The sequence below is a fragment of the Pseudoalteromonas xiamenensis genome, assembly GCF_030994125.1.
Lineage (GTDB): Bacteria > Pseudomonadota > Gammaproteobacteria > Enterobacterales > Alteromonadaceae > Pseudoalteromonas > Pseudoalteromonas xiamenensis_B.
Map to the genome: position 1 here is coordinate 1959728 of NZ_CP099917.1, position 20920 is coordinate 1980647.

21 protein-coding genes are annotated in these 20920 nt (G+C 44.7%); 9 read left to right on the top strand and 12 right to left on the bottom strand.

Features of this window, described 5'->3' with window-relative positions:
• Positions 1–5: 5 nt before the first annotated feature.
• Positions 6–287 carry a hypothetical protein gene (locus NI389_RS09105; protein ID WP_308359421.1) on the bottom strand — a complete coding sequence of 94 codons (282 nt, stop codon included), beginning with the start codon at positions 285–287 and terminating at the stop codon, positions 6–8.
• A gap of 171 nt (positions 288–458) precedes the next feature.
• On the opposite strand from NI389_RS09105, the gene NI389_RS09110 reads away from it, so the two are divergent.
• Positions 459–830, top strand: a complete 372-nt coding sequence (locus NI389_RS09110; RefSeq protein ID WP_308362533.1) for an RNA-binding S4 domain-containing protein — start codon at positions 459–461, stop codon at positions 828–830.
• Here NI389_RS09110 and NI389_RS09115 read toward each other — a convergent pair.
• The gene (locus NI389_RS09115; RefSeq protein WP_308359423.1) at positions 827–1489 is read right to left on the bottom strand and encodes a hypothetical protein; all 663 of its coding nucleotides are present in this window, start codon (positions 1487–1489) and stop codon (positions 827–829) included. The genes NI389_RS09110 and NI389_RS09115 overlap by 4 nt on opposite strands.
• Before the next feature lie 178 nt (positions 1490–1667).
• Here NI389_RS09115 and NI389_RS09120 point away from each other — a divergent pair, with 178 nt between their 5' ends.
• From NI389_RS09120 to NI389_RS09130, 3 genes are all read left to right on the top strand, one after another.
• Entirely contained in the window at positions 1668–2120 is a 453-nt protein-coding gene (locus NI389_RS09120) for a PaaI family thioesterase (protein ID WP_308359424.1), read from the top strand.
• A gap of 107 nt (positions 2121–2227) precedes the next feature.
• Positions 2228–2470 carry a hypothetical protein gene (locus NI389_RS09125; RefSeq protein WP_308359426.1) on the top strand — a complete coding sequence of 81 codons (243 nt, stop codon included), beginning with the start codon at positions 2228–2230 and terminating at the stop codon, positions 2468–2470.
• Positions 2471–2552: 82 nt separating this feature from the next.
• Positions 2553–3650: an NAD(P)/FAD-dependent oxidoreductase gene (locus tag NI389_RS09130; RefSeq protein WP_308359428.1), complete on the top strand. Its 1098-nt coding sequence runs from the start codon at positions 2553–2555 to the stop codon at positions 3648–3650.
• Between the two features lie 71 nt (positions 3651–3721).
• Here the strand turns inward: NI389_RS09130 and NI389_RS09135 are convergent, their stop codons facing one another.
• The 5 genes from NI389_RS09135 to NI389_RS09155 all read right to left on the bottom strand — a co-directional run bounded on the left by NI389_RS09135 (position 3722) and on the right by NI389_RS09155 (position 9535).
• Positions 3722–4243 (bottom strand): DUF4124 domain-containing protein, encoded by a 522-nt coding sequence (locus NI389_RS09135; protein WP_308359430.1) that lies wholly within the window; start codon positions 4241–4243, stop codon positions 3722–3724.
• Positions 4244–4253: 10 nt separating this feature from the next.
• The gene (locus tag NI389_RS09140) at positions 4254–5000 is read right to left on the bottom strand and encodes a transporter substrate-binding domain-containing protein (RefSeq protein WP_308359432.1); all 747 of its coding nucleotides are present in this window, start codon (positions 4998–5000) and stop codon (positions 4254–4256) included.
• Positions 5001–5138: 138 nt separating this feature from the next.
• The gene (locus tag NI389_RS09145; RefSeq protein WP_308359434.1) at positions 5139–5879 is read right to left on the bottom strand and encodes a phosphoadenylyl-sulfate reductase; all 741 of its coding nucleotides are present in this window, start codon (positions 5877–5879) and stop codon (positions 5139–5141) included.
• A gap of 38 nt (positions 5880–5917) precedes the next feature.
• Positions 5918–7639, bottom strand: coding sequence for an assimilatory sulfite reductase (NADPH) hemoprotein subunit (cysI, locus tag NI389_RS09150; protein WP_308359436.1), 1722 nt, complete (start codon positions 7637–7639; stop codon positions 5918–5920).
• 90 nt (positions 7640–7729) lie between these two features.
• Positions 7730–9535: an assimilatory sulfite reductase (NADPH) flavoprotein subunit gene (locus NI389_RS09155; RefSeq protein ID WP_308359438.1), complete on the bottom strand. Its 1806-nt coding sequence runs from the start codon at positions 9533–9535 to the stop codon at positions 7730–7732.
• 265 nt (positions 9536–9800) lie between these two features.
• Between NI389_RS09155 and NI389_RS09160 the strand changes: the two genes are divergently transcribed.
• Positions 9801–11438 carry an endonuclease gene (locus tag NI389_RS09160; protein WP_308359440.1) on the top strand — a complete coding sequence of 546 codons (1638 nt, stop codon included), beginning with the start codon at positions 9801–9803 and terminating at the stop codon, positions 11436–11438.
• 66 nt (positions 11439–11504) lie between these two features.
• On the opposite strand, the gene NI389_RS09165 is transcribed toward NI389_RS09160, so the two are convergent.
• From NI389_RS09165 to NI389_RS09175, 3 genes are all read right to left on the bottom strand, one after another.
• A complete protein-coding gene (locus NI389_RS09165) occupies positions 11505–12536 on the bottom strand; it encodes a GGDEF domain-containing protein (protein ID WP_308359443.1) in 1032 nt (343 codons plus the stop codon).
• A gap of 516 nt (positions 12537–13052) precedes the next feature.
• The gene (locus NI389_RS09170; protein ID WP_308359444.1) at positions 13053–14192 is read right to left on the bottom strand and encodes a DUF3103 family protein; all 1140 of its coding nucleotides are present in this window, start codon (positions 14190–14192) and stop codon (positions 13053–13055) included.
• A 428-nt stretch (positions 14193–14620) separates the two neighbouring features.
• Positions 14621–15019, bottom strand: coding sequence for a hypothetical protein (locus NI389_RS09175; RefSeq protein WP_308362534.1), 399 nt, complete (start codon positions 15017–15019; stop codon positions 14621–14623).
• A 160-nt stretch (positions 15020–15179) separates the two neighbouring features.
• Here NI389_RS09175 and NI389_RS09180 point away from each other — a divergent pair, with 160 nt between their 5' ends.
• From NI389_RS09180 to NI389_RS09195, 4 genes are all read left to right on the top strand, one after another.
• Positions 15180–15890 (top strand): hypothetical protein, encoded by a 711-nt coding sequence (locus NI389_RS09180; protein ID WP_308359446.1) that lies wholly within the window; start codon positions 15180–15182, stop codon positions 15888–15890.
• Between the two features lie 70 nt (positions 15891–15960).
• The gene (locus tag NI389_RS09185; protein WP_308359448.1) at positions 15961–16596 is read left to right on the top strand and encodes an endonuclease; all 636 of its coding nucleotides are present in this window, start codon (positions 15961–15963) and stop codon (positions 16594–16596) included.
• 752 nt (positions 16597–17348) lie between these two features.
• Entirely contained in the window at positions 17349–18242 is an 894-nt protein-coding gene (locus tag NI389_RS09190; protein WP_308359450.1) for a S41 family peptidase, read from the top strand.
• A gap of 57 nt (positions 18243–18299) precedes the next feature.
• A complete protein-coding gene (locus NI389_RS09195; RefSeq protein WP_308359452.1) occupies positions 18300–18977 on the top strand; it encodes a 4'-phosphopantetheinyl transferase family protein in 678 nt (225 codons plus the stop codon).
• Here the strand turns inward: NI389_RS09195 and NI389_RS09200 are convergent.
• Positions 18954–19739 carry an amidohydrolase gene (locus NI389_RS09200; RefSeq protein WP_308359453.1) on the bottom strand — a complete coding sequence of 262 codons (786 nt, stop codon included), beginning with the start codon at positions 19737–19739 and terminating at the stop codon, positions 18954–18956. The genes NI389_RS09195 and NI389_RS09200 overlap by 24 nt on opposite strands.
• Positions 19727–20821 (bottom strand): methionine aminotransferase, encoded by a 1095-nt coding sequence (locus NI389_RS09205; protein WP_308362535.1) that lies wholly within the window; start codon positions 20819–20821, stop codon positions 19727–19729. The genes NI389_RS09200 and NI389_RS09205 overlap by 13 nt, the downstream gene beginning before the upstream one ends.
• Positions 20822–20920: the final 99 nt, after the last annotated feature.

The window sequence follows — 20920 nt, forward strand, 5'->3', positions numbered from 1 at the left end:
TTCCATTAAACTCGGCTTAACCAAGATTCGACCGCTTTCTTCGGGTATAGAATTTCCTTAAACAAACGATGACGTTCAAACGCCAACTCTCGCTCTCGGCTTGGTAAACCCGCTTGAACTAAACTGTGGTGCTCATTAAATCGCCCAATTAAACTAATCTGGGTAAAATCATCTTGAGACTTAGGTTGTAAACGGCGTTTCAAAAAATCTCTGACATCATCTGCTGTCATCAACCCTTGCGCGTCTAAATTCATTAGTTCTTTTTTAAGAGTAGAACGAATGCCCATGTTTTCTCCAATTTAGTGCAAAATACAACGCTTCATTTGGCGGATTGCAAGATACACACCAATTACTGCATTTATATGAAAGACCCTTCAAAAACGAAAAAAGTTGCGTTCGTTATCGCACAAAAACGGTATACTATCGTAAAGCAGATTGAACGCCTGTAAGGTTTGATGATGTACGAGATTGAATTAGAAGAAGAACCCATCGAATTGTGTAATTTGTTAAAACTCATGGGTCTTGCGGATACGGGTGGACAAGCAAAACTGTTTATAAGTGAAGGTTATGTGCACCTAAATGGTGAGCTTTGCACGCAAAAGCGCAAAAAAATCTATGCGGGCGATCAGTTTAGCTTTAATGAAGAAGAGTTTGTGGTGTCACTAGCAGAAGGTGTCGTCCCTGCTGAACGCACACAGTCAACACCTATGCCTCACACGGCAAGTCACACAGCTCAAGCCGCACCAAAACAAAATAAGCCGGCTAAAACATCACGTGCGGATAAATCACGTGACAAGAAAACCGGTCGAAAACCAATTTCCTTCGGTTAATCCATAATCACCGCGACAAAGTCACAGTTTAAGATGGGCATTGCTTTACGACGATGCCCCATTGCAACAAACGTTAGTTTAGCTTTTTCACCAAACGGCGTTAATTCTATTCCCTCATGCAATTCGAATGATTGCTCTTCAAAATATCCATCATCACTGTCGTACCTAAGCGTCAAGTAGGGTTGGTAATATCGCCAGTCCCCACGCCATTGGCCATCTTGTGTTTTCCATCGGTAATTTGCGTTGAACACGATGGGGCGCTCGGATTGATCACAGTGTTGGGCAACCATTAAATCCGGCACAGTTCGCACTTTTGACTCGTCAATCAAATATAAACCCACGTGCCCATTGCTAAACGAGTGTTTGTCTTGGTTGAAATCCTGAATATCCAAGGATTGAAATCCAAGCTGTTGAACTAACTCCCTGAGCGTATCATAGAGCGCACGATTTTCATTCCCCGGGAATTTATTCAATCGAGCACCCGAATAGCTGCTGGGTGTCCGGCTCGACGCAATCTCATAGGCAATATGATGCTCGTTGAGCGATTGCTCAACCTGAGCTTGTCGAGATTCAGAGAGTGTTTCCATAAATACATGTACTTTTGGGCTCTGGCAGCCCAATAAAATTAACGCAATAACACAAAGTACAGAATGACGCATAGCAAGTCCTTTTATTAAAGATTACGAACGTAATCTACAAAACATTCCCGTACCTGACAAGTGGAAAAATCCATTTTCTCAACGGCATTTTCTGTTTTTGACATTTTGTGGTGATGGGCAAACTGAACACAATCGAGTAAGCTGCGAACAACAGCGGTTTTTAATTTAAGGAAGTTACATGTCGATTTGGTTTCGTCCAATCACCCTCGAATTCTGTCAGCAACTCGATGAGGGAATGCATGGCAAAGGCTCTTTAATGAAGACATTGGGTATCACCGTAAGCGAAATCGGCGAGGACTACATCGTGGCAACGATGCCCGCGACACCAGACCACCACAACCCTATTGGTATGGTGCACGGCGGCGCGAATGTAGCATTGGCGGAAACGGTCGCAAGCTACGCTGCCAATTTTGTTGTTGATTTTGAGAAGTTTTATTGTGTCGGCCAAGAGATTAATGCAAACCATTTGAAAGCCTCACGAAATGGTTTATTGACCGCGACAGCACGCCCGTTACATCTTGGCAAACGCACTTCTGTATGGGAAGTCAAAATCGTAAACTCACGTGGAGAGTTATGCTGTGTATCAAGGATGACTGCCGCCGTCATTGAACGTGCGAAGGCACAAGATTAATCGCGATTTCGGATAATTTGATCTGCCGCAACACTCGCGCCGTTAGCTCTCGCCATCTGGCAACCACTCTCTATACTGGACATAGACAACGAGATTGGAAGTTCCAAATGGCGCAAAAAACACTCATCCGGATTCTGCATTTAGTTATTGTGTCTGGCCTGTTGCTAATCTTTACAGGTCACTATCTCGTGACTTCGGATACCTTAAATCACCTTGGCCCACTTGGCTTTGTTATCGGCGCAAGTTGTATTGCCTTAGGCCTGATTATGTCCCTGCCAACTAAAATCTATCTGACGATTCTGTTGATGCGTCGAGAGAAACCATCGACACAAGAAAAGCCAAGTATTTAAACAACACCATTCGCTCAGCTACCCACTGTGAGACTCAACAAAGTTTGCTATGCTATCGTCTCGTTGAACGTTTGAGATTACGATGGATTACATTGACACCTTAGTCGTGGGTGCAGGTTGTATCGGGCTTGCTATTGCCGCTCGTTTATCTGAAAAACACGAAGTATTGCTGGTCGAAACCGAAAAACAGTTTGCTATGCACACCAGTAGTCGTAACAGTGAAGTCATTCATGCGGGTATCTATTATCCGACCGACAGTCTCAAAGCCACACTGTGTATTCGCGGCAAAGCGCTGCTCTATGAGTACTGTCGACGTCGAAAAATCCCTTATGCCCAACTCGGTAAAGTATTAGTCGCCGTAAATGCATCGGAAACGTCGTCACTCAACGCCCTAGTAGCGCAGGCAACGTTAAACGGTGTGGAAGATTTGGCGTTTTTATCCAGGCAACAATTATCGCACTACGCACCTGAGATAAAAACACATCAAGGCGTGTTATCTCCGTCAACAGGCATTATCGACAGCCATCAGTTCATGCTGTCTCTTATTGCACAACTGGAACAACATCAAGGGTCACTCGTCTGCCAAACACAAGTTACCCATATTGACGTCACCAACGACGGATTTATTGTGACGCTCAACAGCCAATCCGAAACGATGCAGCTTCGCTGTCGACAACTCATCAATGCCGCAGGTCATGGCGCACAGCCTTTGGCACATAGTATTGTAGGGCTAAACGCCGCCACTATTCCCGAGCAGTTTTTTTGTCGAGGCGTGTATTTTCGATACCATGGTCAACACCCATTTAAGCACTTAATATACCCGATGCCTGAAGCACATGGTTTAGGAGTACATGCGACGCTAGATCTCGAGGGTCAGTTGAAATTCGGCCCAGATACGGAGTTTATTGATGCGCTTGATTATCAACTAGACGAGACTCGGCAGTACGCTTTTGTCGAGGCAATTAGACGATATTGGCCGAACCTAGATGCCAGTAAGCTGCTACCCGATTATACCGGAGTAAGACCTAAGCTCAGTAAATCTGGCTTTCAAGATTTTGTCATACAAAGCCGAAAAGATCATGGTCTACCTGGTCTTGTTAGCTTATATGGGATTGAGTCGCCGGGATTGACGGCGAGTTTGGCGATTGCTGAATACGTTGAAAGGGCTCTTGAAGATTAGCCCTGCATGGCTTGGGTAACGCCACAAACCGTATCGTTTTTTGTTTTGTTCAGCGATACGGCTTATGCAGTTTAGTTGTTTTTCTCGAGCGCCTCATCAAGCTTCTTTTGTCGCTCATCCATCAATTTCTGCACGTTGTTAGCATCATCCACAAGTTGTTTTACCGAAGCGGGACTGATTGTCGTGAGGCCTAGCGGAGATTTCATGGGTTCATTTTTTGGCGTCGACAATCCCCCGAGAACACTTGTATCTTCGGCACTCATAACCGTGATTTTATTTGGGTCGAGGATGACCTCTTCTGAACCACCACGTGCATTAGGTCTATCCGAGTAGTGCCAAACGCCTTGTTCATCTTGCCACTTGTAAATTTTACCGCTGTTATCGGATAGACTATCTGCCACGCTTTGTACTTTTTGCGCCGCTTTTTGAAGGAGTTGCTTTCCTTCATAACTCATCGCATTTGCTTTACGGGAGGTGGTTTCTTCAATTTGCTCAAAACTCAACCAAGGCTTGCCATCGGGACGCTTCAATACAAACAAACTGCCAAGACCGATGAGTAATATCATTATGAGGAAATAACTCGCTGACTTCATGATTAATCCTTTAACGCTCAGGTTGATACTGCTTGAGTATCTGATAGTACTCCTTCGACCCAAGAAACTCATCTAAAAACTGGTTTAGATGGAGGCAAGCTTTCGTGGCTTCGTCGTTTGCTGCAAACTGAAGTTGCAATGGTGCGCTATCTATTACGGTTAAATTGTCCAAACGCTCATTTAGCAGCGCATAGTGCCGTTGATACCACTCAAGTGTCGGTTTCGCTACCACACCAAACTGCTCATTACTGACCTCACTTTTTGCAAGCGCCAATAAAATCTCGAGTTCGGAATAAAAGTCACGGCGTTCTATTTCGCCATGATTAACGGCATCTTCAAATTTGGGATAGGTATACCCAAAACGCGCGAACATCACCATTCCATTAAATCCTCGATGCTCGCTGATACCGCTATTTTTTCGGACCACAACAACATCATCCACTTGAATTAAAGGCCGACTCCAGCAATGCGTTGTAGTACCTAAAAACCACGCTTCGGACTCTATCCGTGCATCGACTTGCTGAGTTTCGATTAATTTAAGCGTGCGCACTTCGGGCGCGTATTCAATTTTGAGTAGCTGCTTGGTTTTTGCTGAATAGACATTAAGAATATCAAGTACAATGCCAGTACCTTGCTCGGGAGCCAATACATAGGGTGGGTATGGAGAGTTTAGCAATACGACAGATAATGGCCGCTCGGAGGCAGCCCAGGAAAGACACACATAAAAAAAAGACACTATCACGATTAAAAAACGCATAAACTCTCCGTGTTGGGGAGACAATGCCGCTCCTTGGGGACTTCTACTCACCGTCTTAATCGGTAAGTCGCGAAGTAAAAAGGCGCATCCGCTGCGCCTTTTTTAAGGAGAATGAAAAAAATCGTTACGCGTCTCTAATTAAATACCATCTCCGTCAATATGCAAGCCACATTCACGATTTAATCCAAAGAAACGCGTTTCTTCTTCCGTCATACCCGGCTCTAATTTACGTGTTGTGTGCACATCGCCCATCGAAACATAACCTTGCTCCCAGAGAGGGTGATACGGCAGGTCATGCTTAGTGAGGTATTGATAGATATCACGGTTGTGCCACTCAATGATCGGATACACTTTGACTGTACCACGGCTTATTTCCAGAATTGGCTTTTCCGCACGTGTCGACGATTGGCTACGACGTAATCCACTGAACCACGTACCTGCGCCAATGTCCTTTAATGCACGAGTCATTGGTTCAACTTTATTTAGCTGATTATATTGTTTAATCCCTGCTTCGCCCTGCTCCCAGAGTTTGCCAAAGCGTGCTTCTTGCCAAGCTGGGCTCACCGGCGCCTGATACACTTTTAAATTCAGCTTAAGGCGCTCAGTTAAGTAATCTACAAACTGATACGTTTCTGGAAACAAATACCCAGTATCAGTTAACACGACCGGAATCTCTGGACGTGCTTGCGTGACCAAATGCAGCATCACGGCAGCTTGAATACCAAAACTAGACGATAAAAATGCCGTGTCTGGCAAGTTTTCAAGTGCCCATGCCACTCGCTCTTCCGCCGTTTTTGATGACAACAAGGTATTTGCTTGTGCCAACAACGAAGCTTGTTCTTCCGGACCTAACTGCAATAACTGTTTATAGTCGCTCATATGCTTTCTTGGCAGCTTGGCTGCCAAGCCTCATTCAATTAAGCGTGAAAGTCTGTCTTTGAGACTTTGACTTCGGCTACGATGCCTTTACGAATAACAAAGTCACCAAAACCTTCTTCGCTTTGACGCTCTGCAACCCATTGACCAATCAATTCATCGAGGGCTGGTAAGTAAACGTTTTCACCTACGTTCTCTAGATAAAGTTTCGGAATACGCGTGCCTTCTCGGTTACCACCTAAATACACGTTGTATTTACCCGGACCTTTTCCAACTAAGCCCACTTCTGCCAACATGGCGCGACCACAGCCGTTCGGACAGCCCACTACACGCAGAATTATGTGGTCTTCAGCCACATTGTGCTTCGCAAGTAACACTTCAACCTTGTCGATTAACTCTGGTAAATAACGCTCCGCTTCAGCCATGGCTAAAGGACACGTTGGTAAAGCCACACACGCCATTGAGTTTTTACGTTGCTCAGTGTGTGTCTCGTCGATTAATCCATGTTCGCGGGCTAGCTGCTCAATCACTGCTTTTTGGTCCGCAGGTACACCAGCAACTATCAAGTTCTGGTTTGCCGTCATGCGGAAATCCCCTTGGTGAATTTCTGCAATTTTGCGGCAACCCGTTTTAAGCGGCTTGTTAGGGAAATCGAGAATACGACCGTTTTGGATAAACACGGTTAAGTGGTGCTTGCCGTCAATACCTTCTACCCAACCAAAGCGATCGCCACGGTGAGTGAATTCATAAGGACGGCTCTGTTCGAATTTTACACCGGCGCGATTTTCCACTTCCGCTTTGAATGCGTCTGTACCGAAAGTATCTAAGGTGTACTTTGTTTTCGCATTCTTACGGTTAACACGGTTACCCCAATCACGTTGCACAGACACGACGTGCTCTGCAATCTTCAACGTATGTTCAAGTGGAATAAAACCAAGATCATCCGCTTTACGTGGGTACGTTTCCACATCGCCGTGTGTCATCGCAAGACCACCACCAACGAGTACGTTAAACCCAACTAACTTGCCGTTGTCGGCAATAGCAACAAAGTTTAAGTCGTTCGCATGCACGTCGACTTCGTTATTCGGCGGAATAACAACCGTTGTTTTAAATTTACGCGGTAAGTACGTTGACCCTAAGATAGGCTCTTCGGTGGTCTCTGTTTTTTCACCATTCAACCAAATTTCTGCATAGGCTTTGGTGTGAGGCAGGAGATGCTCAGAAATTTTCTTCGCCCATTCATACGCTTCCTGATGAAGCTCAGACTCAACCGGGTTTGTCGTACACAGTACGTTACGGTTCACGTCACCTGCCGTCGCAATGGAGTCAATTCCGACGCTATTGAGCATTTGGTGCATGTCTTTAATATTCGGTTTTAATACGCCATGGAACTGAAATGTTTGACGTGTCGTTAAACGAATACTGCCGTACATCGTCTTTTCATCGGCGAACGTATCAATCGCTAACCACTGCGCTGGCGTAATGATCCCGCCAGGCATACGTGCTCGAAGCATCACGTTATGCAATGGTTCTAATTTCTGTTTTGTACGCTCTGGACGAATGTCACGGTCATCTTGCTGATACATACCGTGGAAACGGATCAACTGGAAGTTATCGCCGTTAAAACCACCCGTTAGCTGATCCGATAAATCCGCTTCTATCGTGCCACGTAAAAAGTTGCTTTGTGTTTTTAAGCGCTCGTTATCTGCCAACTTTGCATTCGGGTCGAGCTTACTGTTTGGCTTGAATTCTGAATTGCTCATTTTAAATCCTAAATTCTGTTCTTTGACGGTAGTAAACGTGTAATTTGGTGGCGTTTGCGTCGCTACTCGCCGCAAACGTCCACACAAGAATTAGTACACGTCTTTTTGATAACGATGCGCACTGCGCAACTCTTTTAAATATTCTTCCGCTTGTTCTGCATCGCGGCCACTGTGCGACACGAGTACATCGACAAGAGCTTGATGCACGTCTTTTGCCATGCGATTTGCATCACCACAGATATAAACATGCGCGCCTTTTTCAAGCCAAGCAACAACGTCTGCACCTTTTTCACGAATACGATCTTGCACATACACTTTTTGCGCTTGGTCTCGGCTAAACGCCAGATCGACGTTTGTCAGTAAACCTGATTTCACATAACCCTGAATTTCAACTTGGTACAAAAAATCTTGGGTAAAGTGAGGATTACCAAAGAACAACCAGTTCTCACCTTCCGCACCACGTGCATCGCGCTCTTGTAAGAACGCACGGAATGGCGCAATACCGGTACCCGGACCAATCATAATGACTGGCGTCGCATCATTTTGCGGCAAACGGAAATTATCATTGTGTTCAGAGAAAACCTTCACTTTTGCGCCTTCTTCCGCACGTAAAGCAAGGTATCCCGAACAACCACCGTGGTGAGTTTCACCAAAGGCATCAAATTCAACTAAACCAACCGTTAAGTGAACTTCTTCGTCGACTTCTGCTTGGCTAGAAGCAATAGAATAAAGGCGTGCTTGTACTTTTCGACAACAGTCCACCAGCGTTTGTGCGTCAATCGCTGCCTGATTTTGTTTGATTACATCGAAAATTTGACGTGCTGCGAGGTATTCACGAAGCGCGACTTTATCTGCAGCAATCGCTTGCAAGTCAGCACTGTTTATTGCTTGTGCGTATTTTTCCACAAAGCCTGGGTAAGACTGCGTAAGCTCGAGTTTTTCGATTAGTGCATCACGTAACGTGATTTGTTCGTCCCCGACGTTCACAAGCGCTGCTGCGTCCAATTTCAATAACGCAATGACCTCATCAACTCGCGCTTCATCATTGAGGAAATAAACGCCCAATGAGTCACCTGGTTGATAGGTGATACCTGACCCTTCCAACGAAATTTCGATGTGGCGAACGTCTTTTGTTGAATCACGACCCGTAATTTTTTGTACTACAGACAATTCTGCTGCAAATGGGTTTTGTTTCGTGTATTGAGATTCAACTGATGCACTCACTGCAAATGGATTTGCGGTAACGGTTTGCGCACTCGCTTGTGCTTTAATGAACGGCTCGAATGCGTCGAGTGCACCCGCAATCCAAGTTGCGGCTTCCGCGTCATAATCAACATCCAGATCGGCACGAGGATGCAGTACTTCAGCACCCAGTGCGCTTAGACGCGTTTCAAAATCTTTTGCGGTTTGACAGAAAAATTCATAGCTTGTATCGCCCAACCCCAATACCGCGATTTTTACCCCTTCAAGCTTAGGTGCTTTTTTACTCGCTAAAAAGGCATGCAGTGTCTCCGCAGGCTCAGGTGGCTCACCCTCGCCGTATGTCGAAACAGCGATAGCAATAAACTTTTCTTTCTTCAAGTTGGCTGGTTTGTAATCGGCCATATTCACAAGTTGAACAGCCAAACCTCGCGATTCTGCTTGTTCTTTTAACTTGTTTGCCACGCCTTTCGCGTTACCTGTTTGCGAACCATATAAAATCGTCAATGACGCACTTTCGCCTGCTGCAGCTACTGGTGCAATACCGCCCAAAGACGCACTGTTTGCACTCGCCGCTAAATAACCACTCACCCACGCTTGTTGGATTGGATTTAGCTCAGCCACTAACCCTTGTAATTTCTGAATTTGCTCTTGTGTTAGCGGACTTGCCGCGGCACTGAGTAGGTTTAACAACATCTGATGATTCCCCGTAACCCGAAATGGTGGCACTCCGATTCCCGGAGTATGGATTTCTATACGTGCAGGATACTGAGATCTGCGCTCAACAAAAAAGAATAGAATCGCCTTTGTTATTCCATTTAGTTATTGAAAACACTTTTATCCTTAAAAAACAGTTTTAAAGAATTATTTAATAAATCGGGACAAAGCATGTTAACATTGCTGCAACAAAGGTAACGTAAGCTCAGCCTTTGTTTTTTATAACTTAAATAAAGAGAAAACAATGAAACACGGGAATATAACTAAACTATTAGCGCTATCTGCTCTGAGCAGCGCGTTTATGGCGTCGGCTGATGTAGCCAATGGCGGCTTTGAAACGTGGTCAAATGGCGTACCGAGTAATTGGTCTATTATCGACAGCGGTATTAACGTTACGTCGACGACACAAATCGTCAAAGCCGGCCAAACCGCGGCAAAAGTAACAGTCAATACAGGTACGCAAGGCGATACTGACTTTTTACAAGACATCGCGGTCGAAGCTGGAAAAAGCTATACCTTTAGCACTTGGGTATATCACACTGAGGGTGGTATCAAGGCACGCTTAATTGCCGATGGTTACCAAAACTATTCAGACCCTTTTACGCTAAACCAATGGCAACAAATTAGTTTTAATTACACTGCATCTGCATCGAAGACCATTCAAATTGGACTTCGTTTTTATGATGTCAGTGGTTTTGATGGTAGCGAAGTTGTCTATGTAGATGATTTCCAGCCAAGTGAGACAAGCACCACGCCTCCACCACAAAGCTGTAGCGCCCATAACGTTGCATTGACGTTGACCACAGATAGTTATGCAAGCGAAACGAGCTGGACGTTAAAGGCTGGAAGTACGCAAGTTGCATCAGGCAACGGTTACAACAACAATGCAACTGTCACCGAAAACTTCTGCTTAAACGATGGTGATTATACGTTCACTATTTTTGATGCATACGGTGACGGTATCTGTTGTAGCTACGGCAATGGCAATTACGCCCTAAAAGAAGGCTCGACAGAACTCGCTTCTGGTAGCAGCTTCACATCTCAACAAAGCCACAATTTTACCCTTGGTTCAGGCGATACCGGAGGTGGTGATACAGGTGGCAATAATGGTGGTGATACCACGGGCTACTATGCATCAGCACAAGGCCTGAATGGTTTCGCGTTGAAAACAGCATTATACAACATCATTAACAACCATCAGAACCAAGGCTATAGCGCGATTTGGAACTTCTACGACCAATATGAGCGTGATACGTACTTCGAAAAAGATAACTCAATTCTTGACCGCTACTCTGAAAAGCCAAGCGGCGCTGACAGCATCCATTTCACGGCGGTTACGGATCAATGTGGCACGTACAGCACGGAAGGTGGTTGCTACAACCGTGAACATTCTTTCCCGAAAAGCTGGTTTGGCGGCACAGTTGAACCGATGCATTCAGATGTTCATCACATTTTCGCAACGGACGGTTACGTTAACTCTAAGCGTAGCAACTACCCTTATGGTGAAGTGGCGAGTGCAAGCTATGTATCAAGTAATGGCAGCAAGCTAGGTTCCGCGGCAACATCGCTTGGTTATACTGGAACCGTGTTTGAACCAATTGACGCCTTTAAAGGTGATTTCGCTCGTGCGTATTTCTACATGGCAACACGCTACCAGAATGTAATCTCAACTTGGGAAAAGAACACCACGTACAGCGACGCAGTATTGAACGGTACAAGTGATGTCGTGTTCGAGCCTTGGGTTATCAATATGCTAAAACGTTGGCATCAAAATGACCCGGTTGATGCCATTGAGCGTGCACGCAACGATGCAGCATTCAATCATCAAGGTAACCGCAATCCGTACATTGACCACCCAGAATATGTAGAAGCGATTTGGTAATAAACCTTATCTGAGTTTTCGAAGGGCCTTGCGCCCTTCTTTTTTATCCGACTTTCAAAGCGCGACCTAAGCGATTTCGACCCGATCTCGGCCATGGGTTTTCGCGAGGTAGAGTGCTTTATCTGCTTTTGCAATCAACTCACTTTTATCCATATCCACTTTCACAAACGCCATGCCAAAGCTGGCAGTGATTGGATGCACCGCTTTATTCTGTTCTTTGTTTTTTACGGATAATTTGCTGATGTCTTGACGTAGTAATTGGACAAAATTCACGGCTTCACCAACACTGCTAAAGCAGGCTAGAATGCAAAACTCTTCACCACCATAACGATAGGCTGCACCTTTACCCTCTGTCTGACGAGAGATTTTGGCTGCTATTTTTTTCAGCGTTTCATCGCCTGTTTGATGCCCAAACGTGTCATTTAACGATTTGAAATGGTCGACATCGATAAATATCAACGCCGCTTGTTTAAGATCCGTGAAAGACTGGCAAAAATACACGACATCCTCATCAAATTTGCCGCGATTGTACAAACCAGTCAGTTTATCTATGCTTGCTTGAATCTGAGAATCGAGTAAGGCTTCCCGCAATTCAGTAATTTCTTGATACGCAAATTCAAGCTTTTTCTGAAACGAAAACGCTTCTTGTTGCATAGTAATGGATTCTGCGGTTAAGCGTTCAACGTAGTTCAGCACCCCATCAAACGATTCCACATTATTACGTTTGATGTTGTAAAGACCCGCGTAACACTCCGCTAATACGGCAGAATAATCTTGTGCAGTCTCAAGTGTTTTAGCAATATCACCCTGCACAGTGGAAATGGCGCCATGAAAAGAGCCCGAAAGTTCATGGAAAAGCGCTAAATCTCGCTCAGACAAGTACCTATCAAAAAGTCGTCTGGCTACATGAGGAGGGCATGTCGCTAAATGAGCAATGGTGGCATCAAGCTCTTGATTCAACGCTGGCTGAGTACCTGAAACATAGCAATACCATATCGCGTAATTCATTGGTGTGACGGGAATCGCATACTTCACCATTAAAGGTACTGCTTTTTTTAAGCATTGTGCAGAATGTGCTAACGAGGCCTCGAATTCCATCAGTAAAGATCCATCAAAGGGCCGTTCTTTATTTCAGAATGACCAAATTGTTTTTGTAATAATGTGAATCTTGCTTTTCCAGCAAAAATAATACTAAAGCACTAATTTATAATAATCAATTGAAAACGCAGTATTAAATGTATTTTTACTGAACAATTTTGTGAATTTAAGCCAAATCGCCGTCACCCATTTATTTCCCTAACATCAATAAAGCTCACTTTCTGGGTAACAAAAACGACAACTACGCAAGTAAACGATACAAAAATCAACCTATTGATGCCCTTTCCCCTGGCAACCTAAAAGGCCAAAACAAAAAAAATGCCACCGAATACCGGTGGCATTTGCTTTACACGCTCAAGCAGTAGAACTCACGACCTTCCCTGCGAACACGGTCTACCGCGCTAAGACTCTGTAGCTCTCTTTAGCTCTATTTTATGCTGATATCGTTTCTTCGATCCTTGGAAAAAAACTGGCTTAGTCCTTTAAGCCAATACCAACATGTCAATCCTTAATTCGTTAACGTGGATTGATGGTCAAGGGAGATAAAGACATTCTCGCGTTACCACTTGCACCCATCTGACCAACATACTGACGGCCTTCGAATAAGGTATAAAATACATCAACATAGTCATCATCATTGCTGAACCAATGATCTGGCATCGCTTTAATTAGTTGGTTCGTTAATTGTGGGATAAGCGCATACCCTTGCACTGTTGGATCAGGGATGGCACGCATTGCTGCTGCAACAATATCGAGTAACGTCGTTGCCAGCGTTTTGTAGTTTGTATTGTCATCATGTTCCATCAGCAGCACATCCGCAGCCTGCCAACGGTAACGATCCCAATAAATCAGAATCTGATTTGGTGCATAATCACGACCATCCGTATCCAGATATGGCATATCAACCACATCTAAGACCGGCTCATCGCGACTTGGATTCACACCATTCACAACAGCATAAATTTCCGCGTCACCTAAAATCCACGGTTCTTGGTCATCATTTAAGCGAATTCGGTTAATCACACTTGTTGAAATTGGCGCATCCGTACCGGAGATACTTTGATCTTTTGCTGCAAACGTCACGCCGCGCGCTTTATCAAACTCAGCTTGCATAACGGCTAAACCTTCACGTAGGCTCTGCTTTGCATTCACCTCTAACACTAAAACAGGTACGTTAGGTTGTGCGTAAACATCTAGAAGGTGCACATTACCTTTTGAATCAAATGCTTCAATGTATTGCCATTGCTTTTCATCGCCTTGAGGTGCGTATGCAATCAACGGTGTTTCACCTTGCTGCCACTGTGCAAGCATCTCGCCATCAACCAAACGTAGTTGATATAACTGTTGGCCGTCTTCGTTAAGCCCCTGCATTGCTCGGGTTTGCGAATTAAACGAACGAAGCTGTTGTTTTAGAGCACTCGGCGCGCGTAATTCATCTACAGATACATTTAACTGGTAACTTGAAAAGGCACTTTGCCAAAGCGCCGCACTTTGCGGTAACTGTTTTGCAAGCTGCTTCGCCATGATTTGTTTTTGCGAAAAAACAGACATGCTCTGTTGTTCAACTGTTAACGTTTGTTCAACAGGCTCTGCACTGACGTTTGCCGCTGTGGTCACCGCTAGGCCTGCGAATAAGATGGTCGATAATGCGTTCATTGTTTGTTCCTTGCTATCCTCGTGTGCGAAACAAACATTAAACTTTATTTAACAAATGATCAACAACTTTACCTGTAAAATATAATTTTTCTGCAAACGAATCTGTCCTCGAGCTCATTTCACAACGAAAAATAGCCCGCTTGAATTGAGCTTAGTCTTTAAAAATAAATGATTTTCAACTTGCACGAAGACACTAACCACCAACGCTTTGTTAAATGGACACAGCAGAAAACGTGACTTTCAACGTAAGCTGAGCCACTGGTTTGTGCGATTTATTTATCAAGAAGGGAAATTCTGTATGGAGAATTTTTCCTGCGGTGCGCATTGAATTACGCGTGTCAGCTATTAACTCAACAATGACTAGAGCAAAAATTCTAAAGGGTTAATAAAAGGAAAATTGATTGCGTTGAGAACGGCTATACCCTGTATCATTCTTCAACAGGGTAAAGTGTGATCTCAATACCGGCGCCAATCGCTGAAATACGAAGCAGCGTGTCAACGTGCAGCGCTTGCGAGTAGCATTTTGGCGATACGCCAGAGCTAAAACCGAGATCAAACGTACGCTTTGAACAAGATAACCATTGTTTCAAGCCTTCTCGCGAACACGATTCAATGAGCTCACACAAATGGTTAATCGCTTTATCTGGACTGCTGATTTCCTCTCCAGCTTCGATTCGAGCTAGTTGACGAAATTCATCTTTATCGTAATGCAGTACGATCGCCTGCTTACTTAAATCGGCAACCAATACACTGATATCTTGTTTAGATTCAAGCTCAAGATCGACATTTAAAAACTGAATTTCTGGTTTCAAGCGAAACAACCCCATATACAAAAAATTGTCTATAACACCGCTCAGTTTATCGAAGTACGGCACGACTTGCCATGTGAAAAGCCAATTTGACCAAAATTTGTTTAACAAACAATTTTTTTGGTACATCTACAAGCTGTGTTAGTGTGATTCGACACAATAAAAAGAAGCATTAACGATGCCATCACACTGGTTAAAAACCGCACGGAAAATTCATAAATGGCTAGGCTACTTGCTTGCAGCCCAACTAATCGCTTGGCTGCTTGGCGGCTTTATAATGAGTGCTATTCCTCTCGAAAAAGTGCACGGTAAACACCTAGCCAAACGCCAACTCGATAACCCATTTTCGTTTATCGACTATACAGGATGGTCTCATGTGGATTGGCGTAGCTATGGCACTTTCAAAGCTGCCGAACTTAGTCACTTTTTACAGACCCCGTTGATAAAAATTAGAACCGAAAAGCGCACCCTTTACTTAAATGGACTGACAGGTCAACCATTTGTGCCGCCCTCACAAGCGGAGATAGCCGAGCAAGCAAAAGCCCATTTACTGGACGCCAATTCAAACGTCGCCGTTATTGAAAAACTCGAAAAAGGTCCCAGAGAAGTCGGCTATCGCTCCAATCTGTGGCGAGTGGAGATGGACGATGCATGGTCAACGACTCTCTATTTAGACGCCAAGTCAGGGCAAGTATTAACCGTGCGCAGCACCTTATGGCGTATTTTCGACTTTTTTTGGATGTTACATATCATGGATTACAGTGAGCGAGAGAATTTCAACAATCCGCTGCTCATCAGTTTTTCAGCAACAAGCGTATTATTCTGTCTCTCAGGTATTATTCTCCTGTTCCAAGCGCCACCATGGCGTCGCCGCCGTGCGGTAAGGTAACCTCATTCATTGCATAGTAATCAATAGTCCTTAAAATAGTAGCGCATATAACAATCTGAAAATTAACTGTATGCGCTACATTTCACTACTATTTTTGACGCTATCTTTTGCGTCTTTCGCAAAACCAACTAACGTTGCCGATATTGATCACTTTTCAGAGGCAAAAACCTATTTACGCACTCATTTACCCAAAGATGCACAAACATTTTATTGTGGTTGTGATATTAAGAAAAAAGGTAAAAAGCTTGTGCCGGAACTCGAATCCTGTGGATACAAGGCGCGCAATCCAACCTTAAAAAATGGTAATCCGAACCCTCGCGTTCATCGTATTGAATGGGAACACATTGTCTCAGCATGGGAATTTGGACATCAATTGCAATGTTGGCAAGATGGTGGTCGAAAAAATTGCATCAAAGTCAGCGAGCAATTTCGTCTCATGGAAGCCGATATTCATAATCTCGTGCCAGCCATAGGCGAAGTGAATGGCGATCGTAGTAACTATAAATTTGCGATGCTGCCCAAAGAAAAAGGTCGATATGGGCAATGTGACATGAAAATTGACTTTAAAAACAAGTTGGTTGAACCCCCAGTGCGCGCCCGTAAGAAAATTGCCGACGCGTATTTTTATATGGAAAAAAAATACGGCTTGCAGATTTCGGATAAACAACGAAAACTTTACCAAACTTGGGTAGGTGATGCGCACTAATAGCGTTTGCCGAAAGGGTACTAGAATGATATTTTGGTCAGCAACTGCATTCATGGAGAGAAATTAATGTATTACGCGAAATACTTGGTGGGCTTTGGCCTTAGCTTATCCTTATTCGGCTGTGGTGGGGGGGATCATCAACAACGACAAGCCCTGTCACACCACCGACCGCCGGCAACACCACCAGTTGGATACAGGGCAGTTTTGCTGAAAGCACCAAAGTTCAGAACTTTTGTGAAGTTCCGCGCGTAGGCAACGACCCATTTGACGCGAACAAGCCTTATCCAGATAAACAAGGTACCGCACTACAAGAAAAACTCTGGATCCGTTCTTATAGCCATGAGACGTACCTGTGGGCTGATGAATTACGTGATAACGATCCTAGAACCTATAGCTCGGTAATTGATTACTTTAACCAATTAAAAACGTTTGCCACAACAGAATCTGGCAAACTAAAAGATCAATTCCATTTTTCTCAACCTTACGAAGACTACGCGAAAGAAGCACAAAGTGGACTTGCGTCTGGTTATGGTGTTCGTTGGGCAATCATCAGCGCCCTACCGCCGCGCCAAGTCCGCGTAGCCTATACACAGACTAATTCCGTAGGTGAAAACGCGGGACTTATCCGTGGCGATACTATTTTAGCCGTTGATGGCTTTGATATTAATGTCGATACAGACGAGGGGGTTGCAGCGTTGAATGCGGGCTTAGCACCAAAGCTAAATGAAACTCATACGTTCCGTGTGAAGACAATGCTTGGAGAAGAACGCGACGTAACCTTACTTGCCCAAGAAGTACAGCAAACGCCGGTACAGAATGCCAAGGTGATCCCATTCAATGGCAAAAATGTAGGTTATGTCCAATTCAATCAATTTATTAGTATTGCTCAGCCAAAGCTGATTGAAGCCATTAACACGTTTGCAAATGCCCAAATCGATGCTTTGGTACTCGATATGCGCTACAACGGCGGTGGTGCGCTCGCCCTATCGTCTCAACTCGGTTATATGGTTGCAGGACCTGGTCGCACATCTAATCGCATCTTCAATCAAGCCATAGATAATGGTAAAGGCAATCTCTACCAAAATGATAATCAACGCATTTCCCCGTTTTACAACCGTGAAATCAATTACAGCACCTATGAATTTACAGCAAACACGCTGCCTAATTTGGACCTAAATACCGTCTATATTTTGGCAACAGGCGATACGTGTTCTGCGAGCGAGTCCTTAATTAATGGCTTACGTGGTGTTGATGTCAATGTGGTGCTTATCGGCGAAACAACATGCGGAAAGCCATATGGTTTCTTCCCAACACCGAACTGCGGTAACGTGTTTTATACCATCCAATTCAAGAGCAGTAATGAAAAAGGGTTTGGCGACTATGCAGACGGCTTTTCGCCCTCGCAATCGCCAACTGCGGCTACCGATGTTCAAGGCTGTATGGTTGCCGATGACTTTGAACACCTATTAGGTTCAAAAGACGAGGCGTTATTGAGTACTGCTCTATCACATATTTCGACAGGGCAGTGCCCAACTGTTGCACCGAAATCATCAAGACAAGCACCACCGCTTGTCAGTGATGGTTTGCCAATTAGGGCGCCGGTCAGTATCCTACAAAGCAACGCGATTTATTTGCCAGTTAAATAGAAATGAAAGGAAAGTCGAGGCATTCCTCGACTTTCCGCTTTTTGTTTTGAGATCTTAATGTATTTTAGTCCACTTCCCTCTGTACAAAGTACTCTGTCTAACGCCTCTTTTGCTCTACGTTTTGACATGGATTCGTTCGAACAGCAGGACTTTGAAACGCATGGGCTCAGCTTTCCAGCGAAATTAGACAAAGCTGTGCCTAAGCGCAGAGCGGAGTATTTAGCCGGAAGGATCTGCGCACAACACGCACTCTCGATGGTCGGAGTGAACGACTTTCAAGTACATGCAGGCCAAGATCGCGCGCCTATTTGGCCTAAAAACGTGCTCGGTGCGATTACACACAGTAAAGGGCTTGCCATGGCCGTGGTCATTGGCGCTTCTGCACATAAAGGGATTGGGCTGGACATTGAGCATTTTATGAGTGACAAGCGTGAGCATGATTTGCAAAAACATCTATTGTGTGATCAGGAGCAAGCGCAATTCAAATTGCTTAGCCACGTATTTTCACATCCCCTAACCTTAGTTTTCTCCGCCAAAGAGAGCATATTTAAAGCCCTTTACCCGTCGGTTAACGCGTTTTTTGGCTTTGAGGCTGCAGCACTAATCGAGTTTAACGATACTCAGCTACGATTTGAAATCACCAAATCGCTCAGTGACTTAGTCCCAAAAGGAACTCAAGTCACTGTTCACTATCAGCAGTTTGAGAATTGGTTACTGACCGAGTGTTACGTTTAACTCAAACTCATCCGCATCAAGGTGCGCTGGGAAAATGTTTCTAAAAGCGCTAAGTGGCGCTTTTTCGAGCGTGACGGTGATCACGTCGCTCACCTCGTTTTTCGCGGTGGCGAGCGCTTCACCAACAAAATCATATGCTGCCGTTCCGCCACTATGCGCAATACCATTACCATCCTCGCCAACACGATTAACACCAAGCACGAAACATTGATTTTCAATCGCTCGAGCTTGCAATAGCGTATCCCAAATACGGCGGCGGGCTGCAGGCCAATTTGCTACATTCACCATCACATCATAATCGTTGCGATTGCGCTGGAACACAGGAAAGCGAAGGTCATAACAAACCTGAGGCAAAATTCGAAACCCATTGATTTCAAATATTGGCCGAGTGTTACCTGGCACAACAAAATCCCCTTCTTTACCTAAACAAAAAAGATGGCGTTTGTCGTAGTAAGCCACGTTACCATCCGGCCAACACCAATAAAAGCGATTGGCTTTCTTACCATCGACATCGACAAGCACGGATCCCGCGACCACCGCATTATGTTTGCGTGCTAAAGACATTAAAAAAGCCATGGATGGGCCATTCGGCGCTTCACCACACGCCAAATTGATGGCAAAACCCGTAGCAAATGTTTCGGACAGCAAGATCAAATCCACTCGGGACAATGCCGCCAGCTGAGATTCAATACGCTGATGATTTGCAACTGGGTTTAACCACTCAATATCATGTTGAACCAGAGCGACATTTAAAGTTGACATAGTTTCTCCGCAGCACGAATTAAGGTGCTATCTTCCTTAGCAAAGCACAACCGGATCACTTTGTCTGATGTAGGGGTTTGATAAAATACACTCAGCGGTATGGCAGCGACACCGATTTCTCTGACTAAATATTCGCAAAATGCGAAATCATCCAGTTCTGAAATTGCACTGTAATCGAGCAAAAGGAAATACGTGCCCTGACTTGGCAACAGCTTAAAACGACTATTCTGTAACGCATTGATTAATACGTCTCGCTTATGTTCATAAAACGAGTTCAAGGTATCGACGTGTTCCGGTTCATGCTCAAGCATATCCGCCAACGCCAACTGTGCAGGCGTAAAACTGGAGAACGTGACAAACTGGTGAATTTTTCGAAACTCTTGGCTCAGTGTGCTTGGTGCAACACAATAACCCATTTTCCAGCCTGTGCAGTGGAAGGTCTTGCCAAAACTAGATACCACAAACGCGCGTTCGAGCAACTCAGCGTCACGCAGCACACTCAGATGGGTTTGCCCGTCAAAAGTAATGTGTTCATATACTTCATCACTAATCAAATACAATTCATGACAAAGCACCAAATGTTTAAGAGCGGCAAAATCAGTTTCTGACAAAATACGTGCTGTAGGATTGTGTGGTGTGTTGACAATAATCGCTCGTGTTTTTTCTGTAATGGCTCGCTCTACAACCGCCCAATCAATCGCATAATCCGGTGCAGACAACGCGATATGTACAGCCTTACCACCGGCTAACTCAATGGCTGGTTCGTATGAGTCATAGGCGGGGTCAAAGACGATGACTTCGTCACCTTCCCGAACCAGCGCAGTGATTGCAACAAACAAGGCTTCTGTTGCACCCGACGTCAGCGTCACGCAGCCGCCCGGATCAATAGTCTGGCCATATTTTCGCTCAATAAGCGCAGCAATTTGCGTTTGCAACACCGGTAACCCTGACGAAGGCGAATATTGATTAAAACCCTCTGAACTGTAGTACGCCAGTTGAGTCTTCAATCTGAGAGGTGCATCAAATTCAGGAAAACCCTGTGATAGATTGATGGCCTTATACTGGTTTGCCAAACCAGTCATGGTGCTAAAAATACTGGTGCCGACTTGAGGTAATTTACTGTTCACGGCTGGACTCTCTTTCAATATGGTACTTCGCTGCGTCGAATGCTATCATTGCAT

Coding starts and splice junctions, on each gene's coding strand:
- NI389_RS09105 (WP_308359421.1), bottom strand. CDS start 287: ATGGGCATTCGTTCTACTCTTAAAAAAGAACTAATGAATTTAGACGCG.
- NI389_RS09110 (WP_308362533.1), top strand. CDS start 459: ATGTACGAGATTGAATTAGAAGAAGAACCCATCGAATTGTGTAATTTG.
- NI389_RS09115 (WP_308359423.1), bottom strand. CDS start 1,489: ATGCGTCATTCTGTACTTTGTGTTATTGCGTTAATTTTATTGGGCTGC.
- NI389_RS09120 (WP_308359424.1), top strand. CDS start 1,668: ATGTCGATTTGGTTTCGTCCAATCACCCTCGAATTCTGTCAGCAACTC.
- NI389_RS09125 (WP_308359426.1), top strand. CDS start 2,228: ATGGCGCAAAAAACACTCATCCGGATTCTGCATTTAGTTATTGTGTCT.
- NI389_RS09130 (WP_308359428.1), top strand. CDS start 2,553: ATGGATTACATTGACACCTTAGTCGTGGGTGCAGGTTGTATCGGGCTT.
- NI389_RS09135 (WP_308359430.1), bottom strand. CDS start 4,243: ATGAAGTCAGCGAGTTATTTCCTCATAATGATATTACTCATCGGTCTT.
- NI389_RS09140 (WP_308359432.1), bottom strand. CDS start 5,000: ATGCGTTTTTTAATCGTGATAGTGTCTTTTTTTTATGTGTGTCTTTCC.
- NI389_RS09145 (WP_308359434.1), bottom strand. CDS start 5,879: ATGAGCGACTATAAACAGTTATTGCAGTTAGGTCCGGAAGAACAAGCT.
- cysI (WP_308359436.1), bottom strand. CDS start 7,639: ATGAGCAATTCAGAATTCAAGCCAAACAGTAAGCTCGACCCGAATGCA.
- NI389_RS09155 (WP_308359438.1), bottom strand. CDS start 9,535: ATGTTGTTAAACCTACTCAGTGCCGCGGCAAGTCCGCTAACACAAGAG.
- NI389_RS09160 (WP_308359440.1), top strand. CDS start 9,801: ATGAAACACGGGAATATAACTAAACTATTAGCGCTATCTGCTCTGAGC.
- NI389_RS09165 (WP_308359443.1), bottom strand. CDS start 12,536: ATGGAATTCGAGGCCTCGTTAGCACATTCTGCACAATGCTTAAAAAAA.
- NI389_RS09170 (WP_308359444.1), bottom strand. CDS start 14,192: ATGAACGCATTATCGACCATCTTATTCGCAGGCCTAGCGGTGACCACA.
- NI389_RS09175 (WP_308362534.1), bottom strand. CDS start 15,019: ATGGGGTTGTTTCGCTTGAAACCAGAAATTCAGTTTTTAAATGTCGAT.
- NI389_RS09180 (WP_308359446.1), top strand. CDS start 15,180: ATGCCATCACACTGGTTAAAAACCGCACGGAAAATTCATAAATGGCTA.
- NI389_RS09185 (WP_308359448.1), top strand. CDS start 15,961: ATGCGCTACATTTCACTACTATTTTTGACGCTATCTTTTGCGTCTTTC.
- NI389_RS09190 (WP_308359450.1), top strand. CDS start 17,349: ATGCTTGGAGAAGAACGCGACGTAACCTTACTTGCCCAAGAAGTACAG.
- NI389_RS09195 (WP_308359452.1), top strand. CDS start 18,300: ATGTATTTTAGTCCACTTCCCTCTGTACAAAGTACTCTGTCTAACGCC.
- NI389_RS09200 (WP_308359453.1), bottom strand. CDS start 19,739: ATGTCAACTTTAAATGTCGCTCTGGTTCAACATGATATTGAGTGGTTA.
- NI389_RS09205 (WP_308362535.1), bottom strand. CDS start 20,821: ATGACTGGTTTGGCAAACCAGTATAAGGCCATCAATCTATCACAGGGT.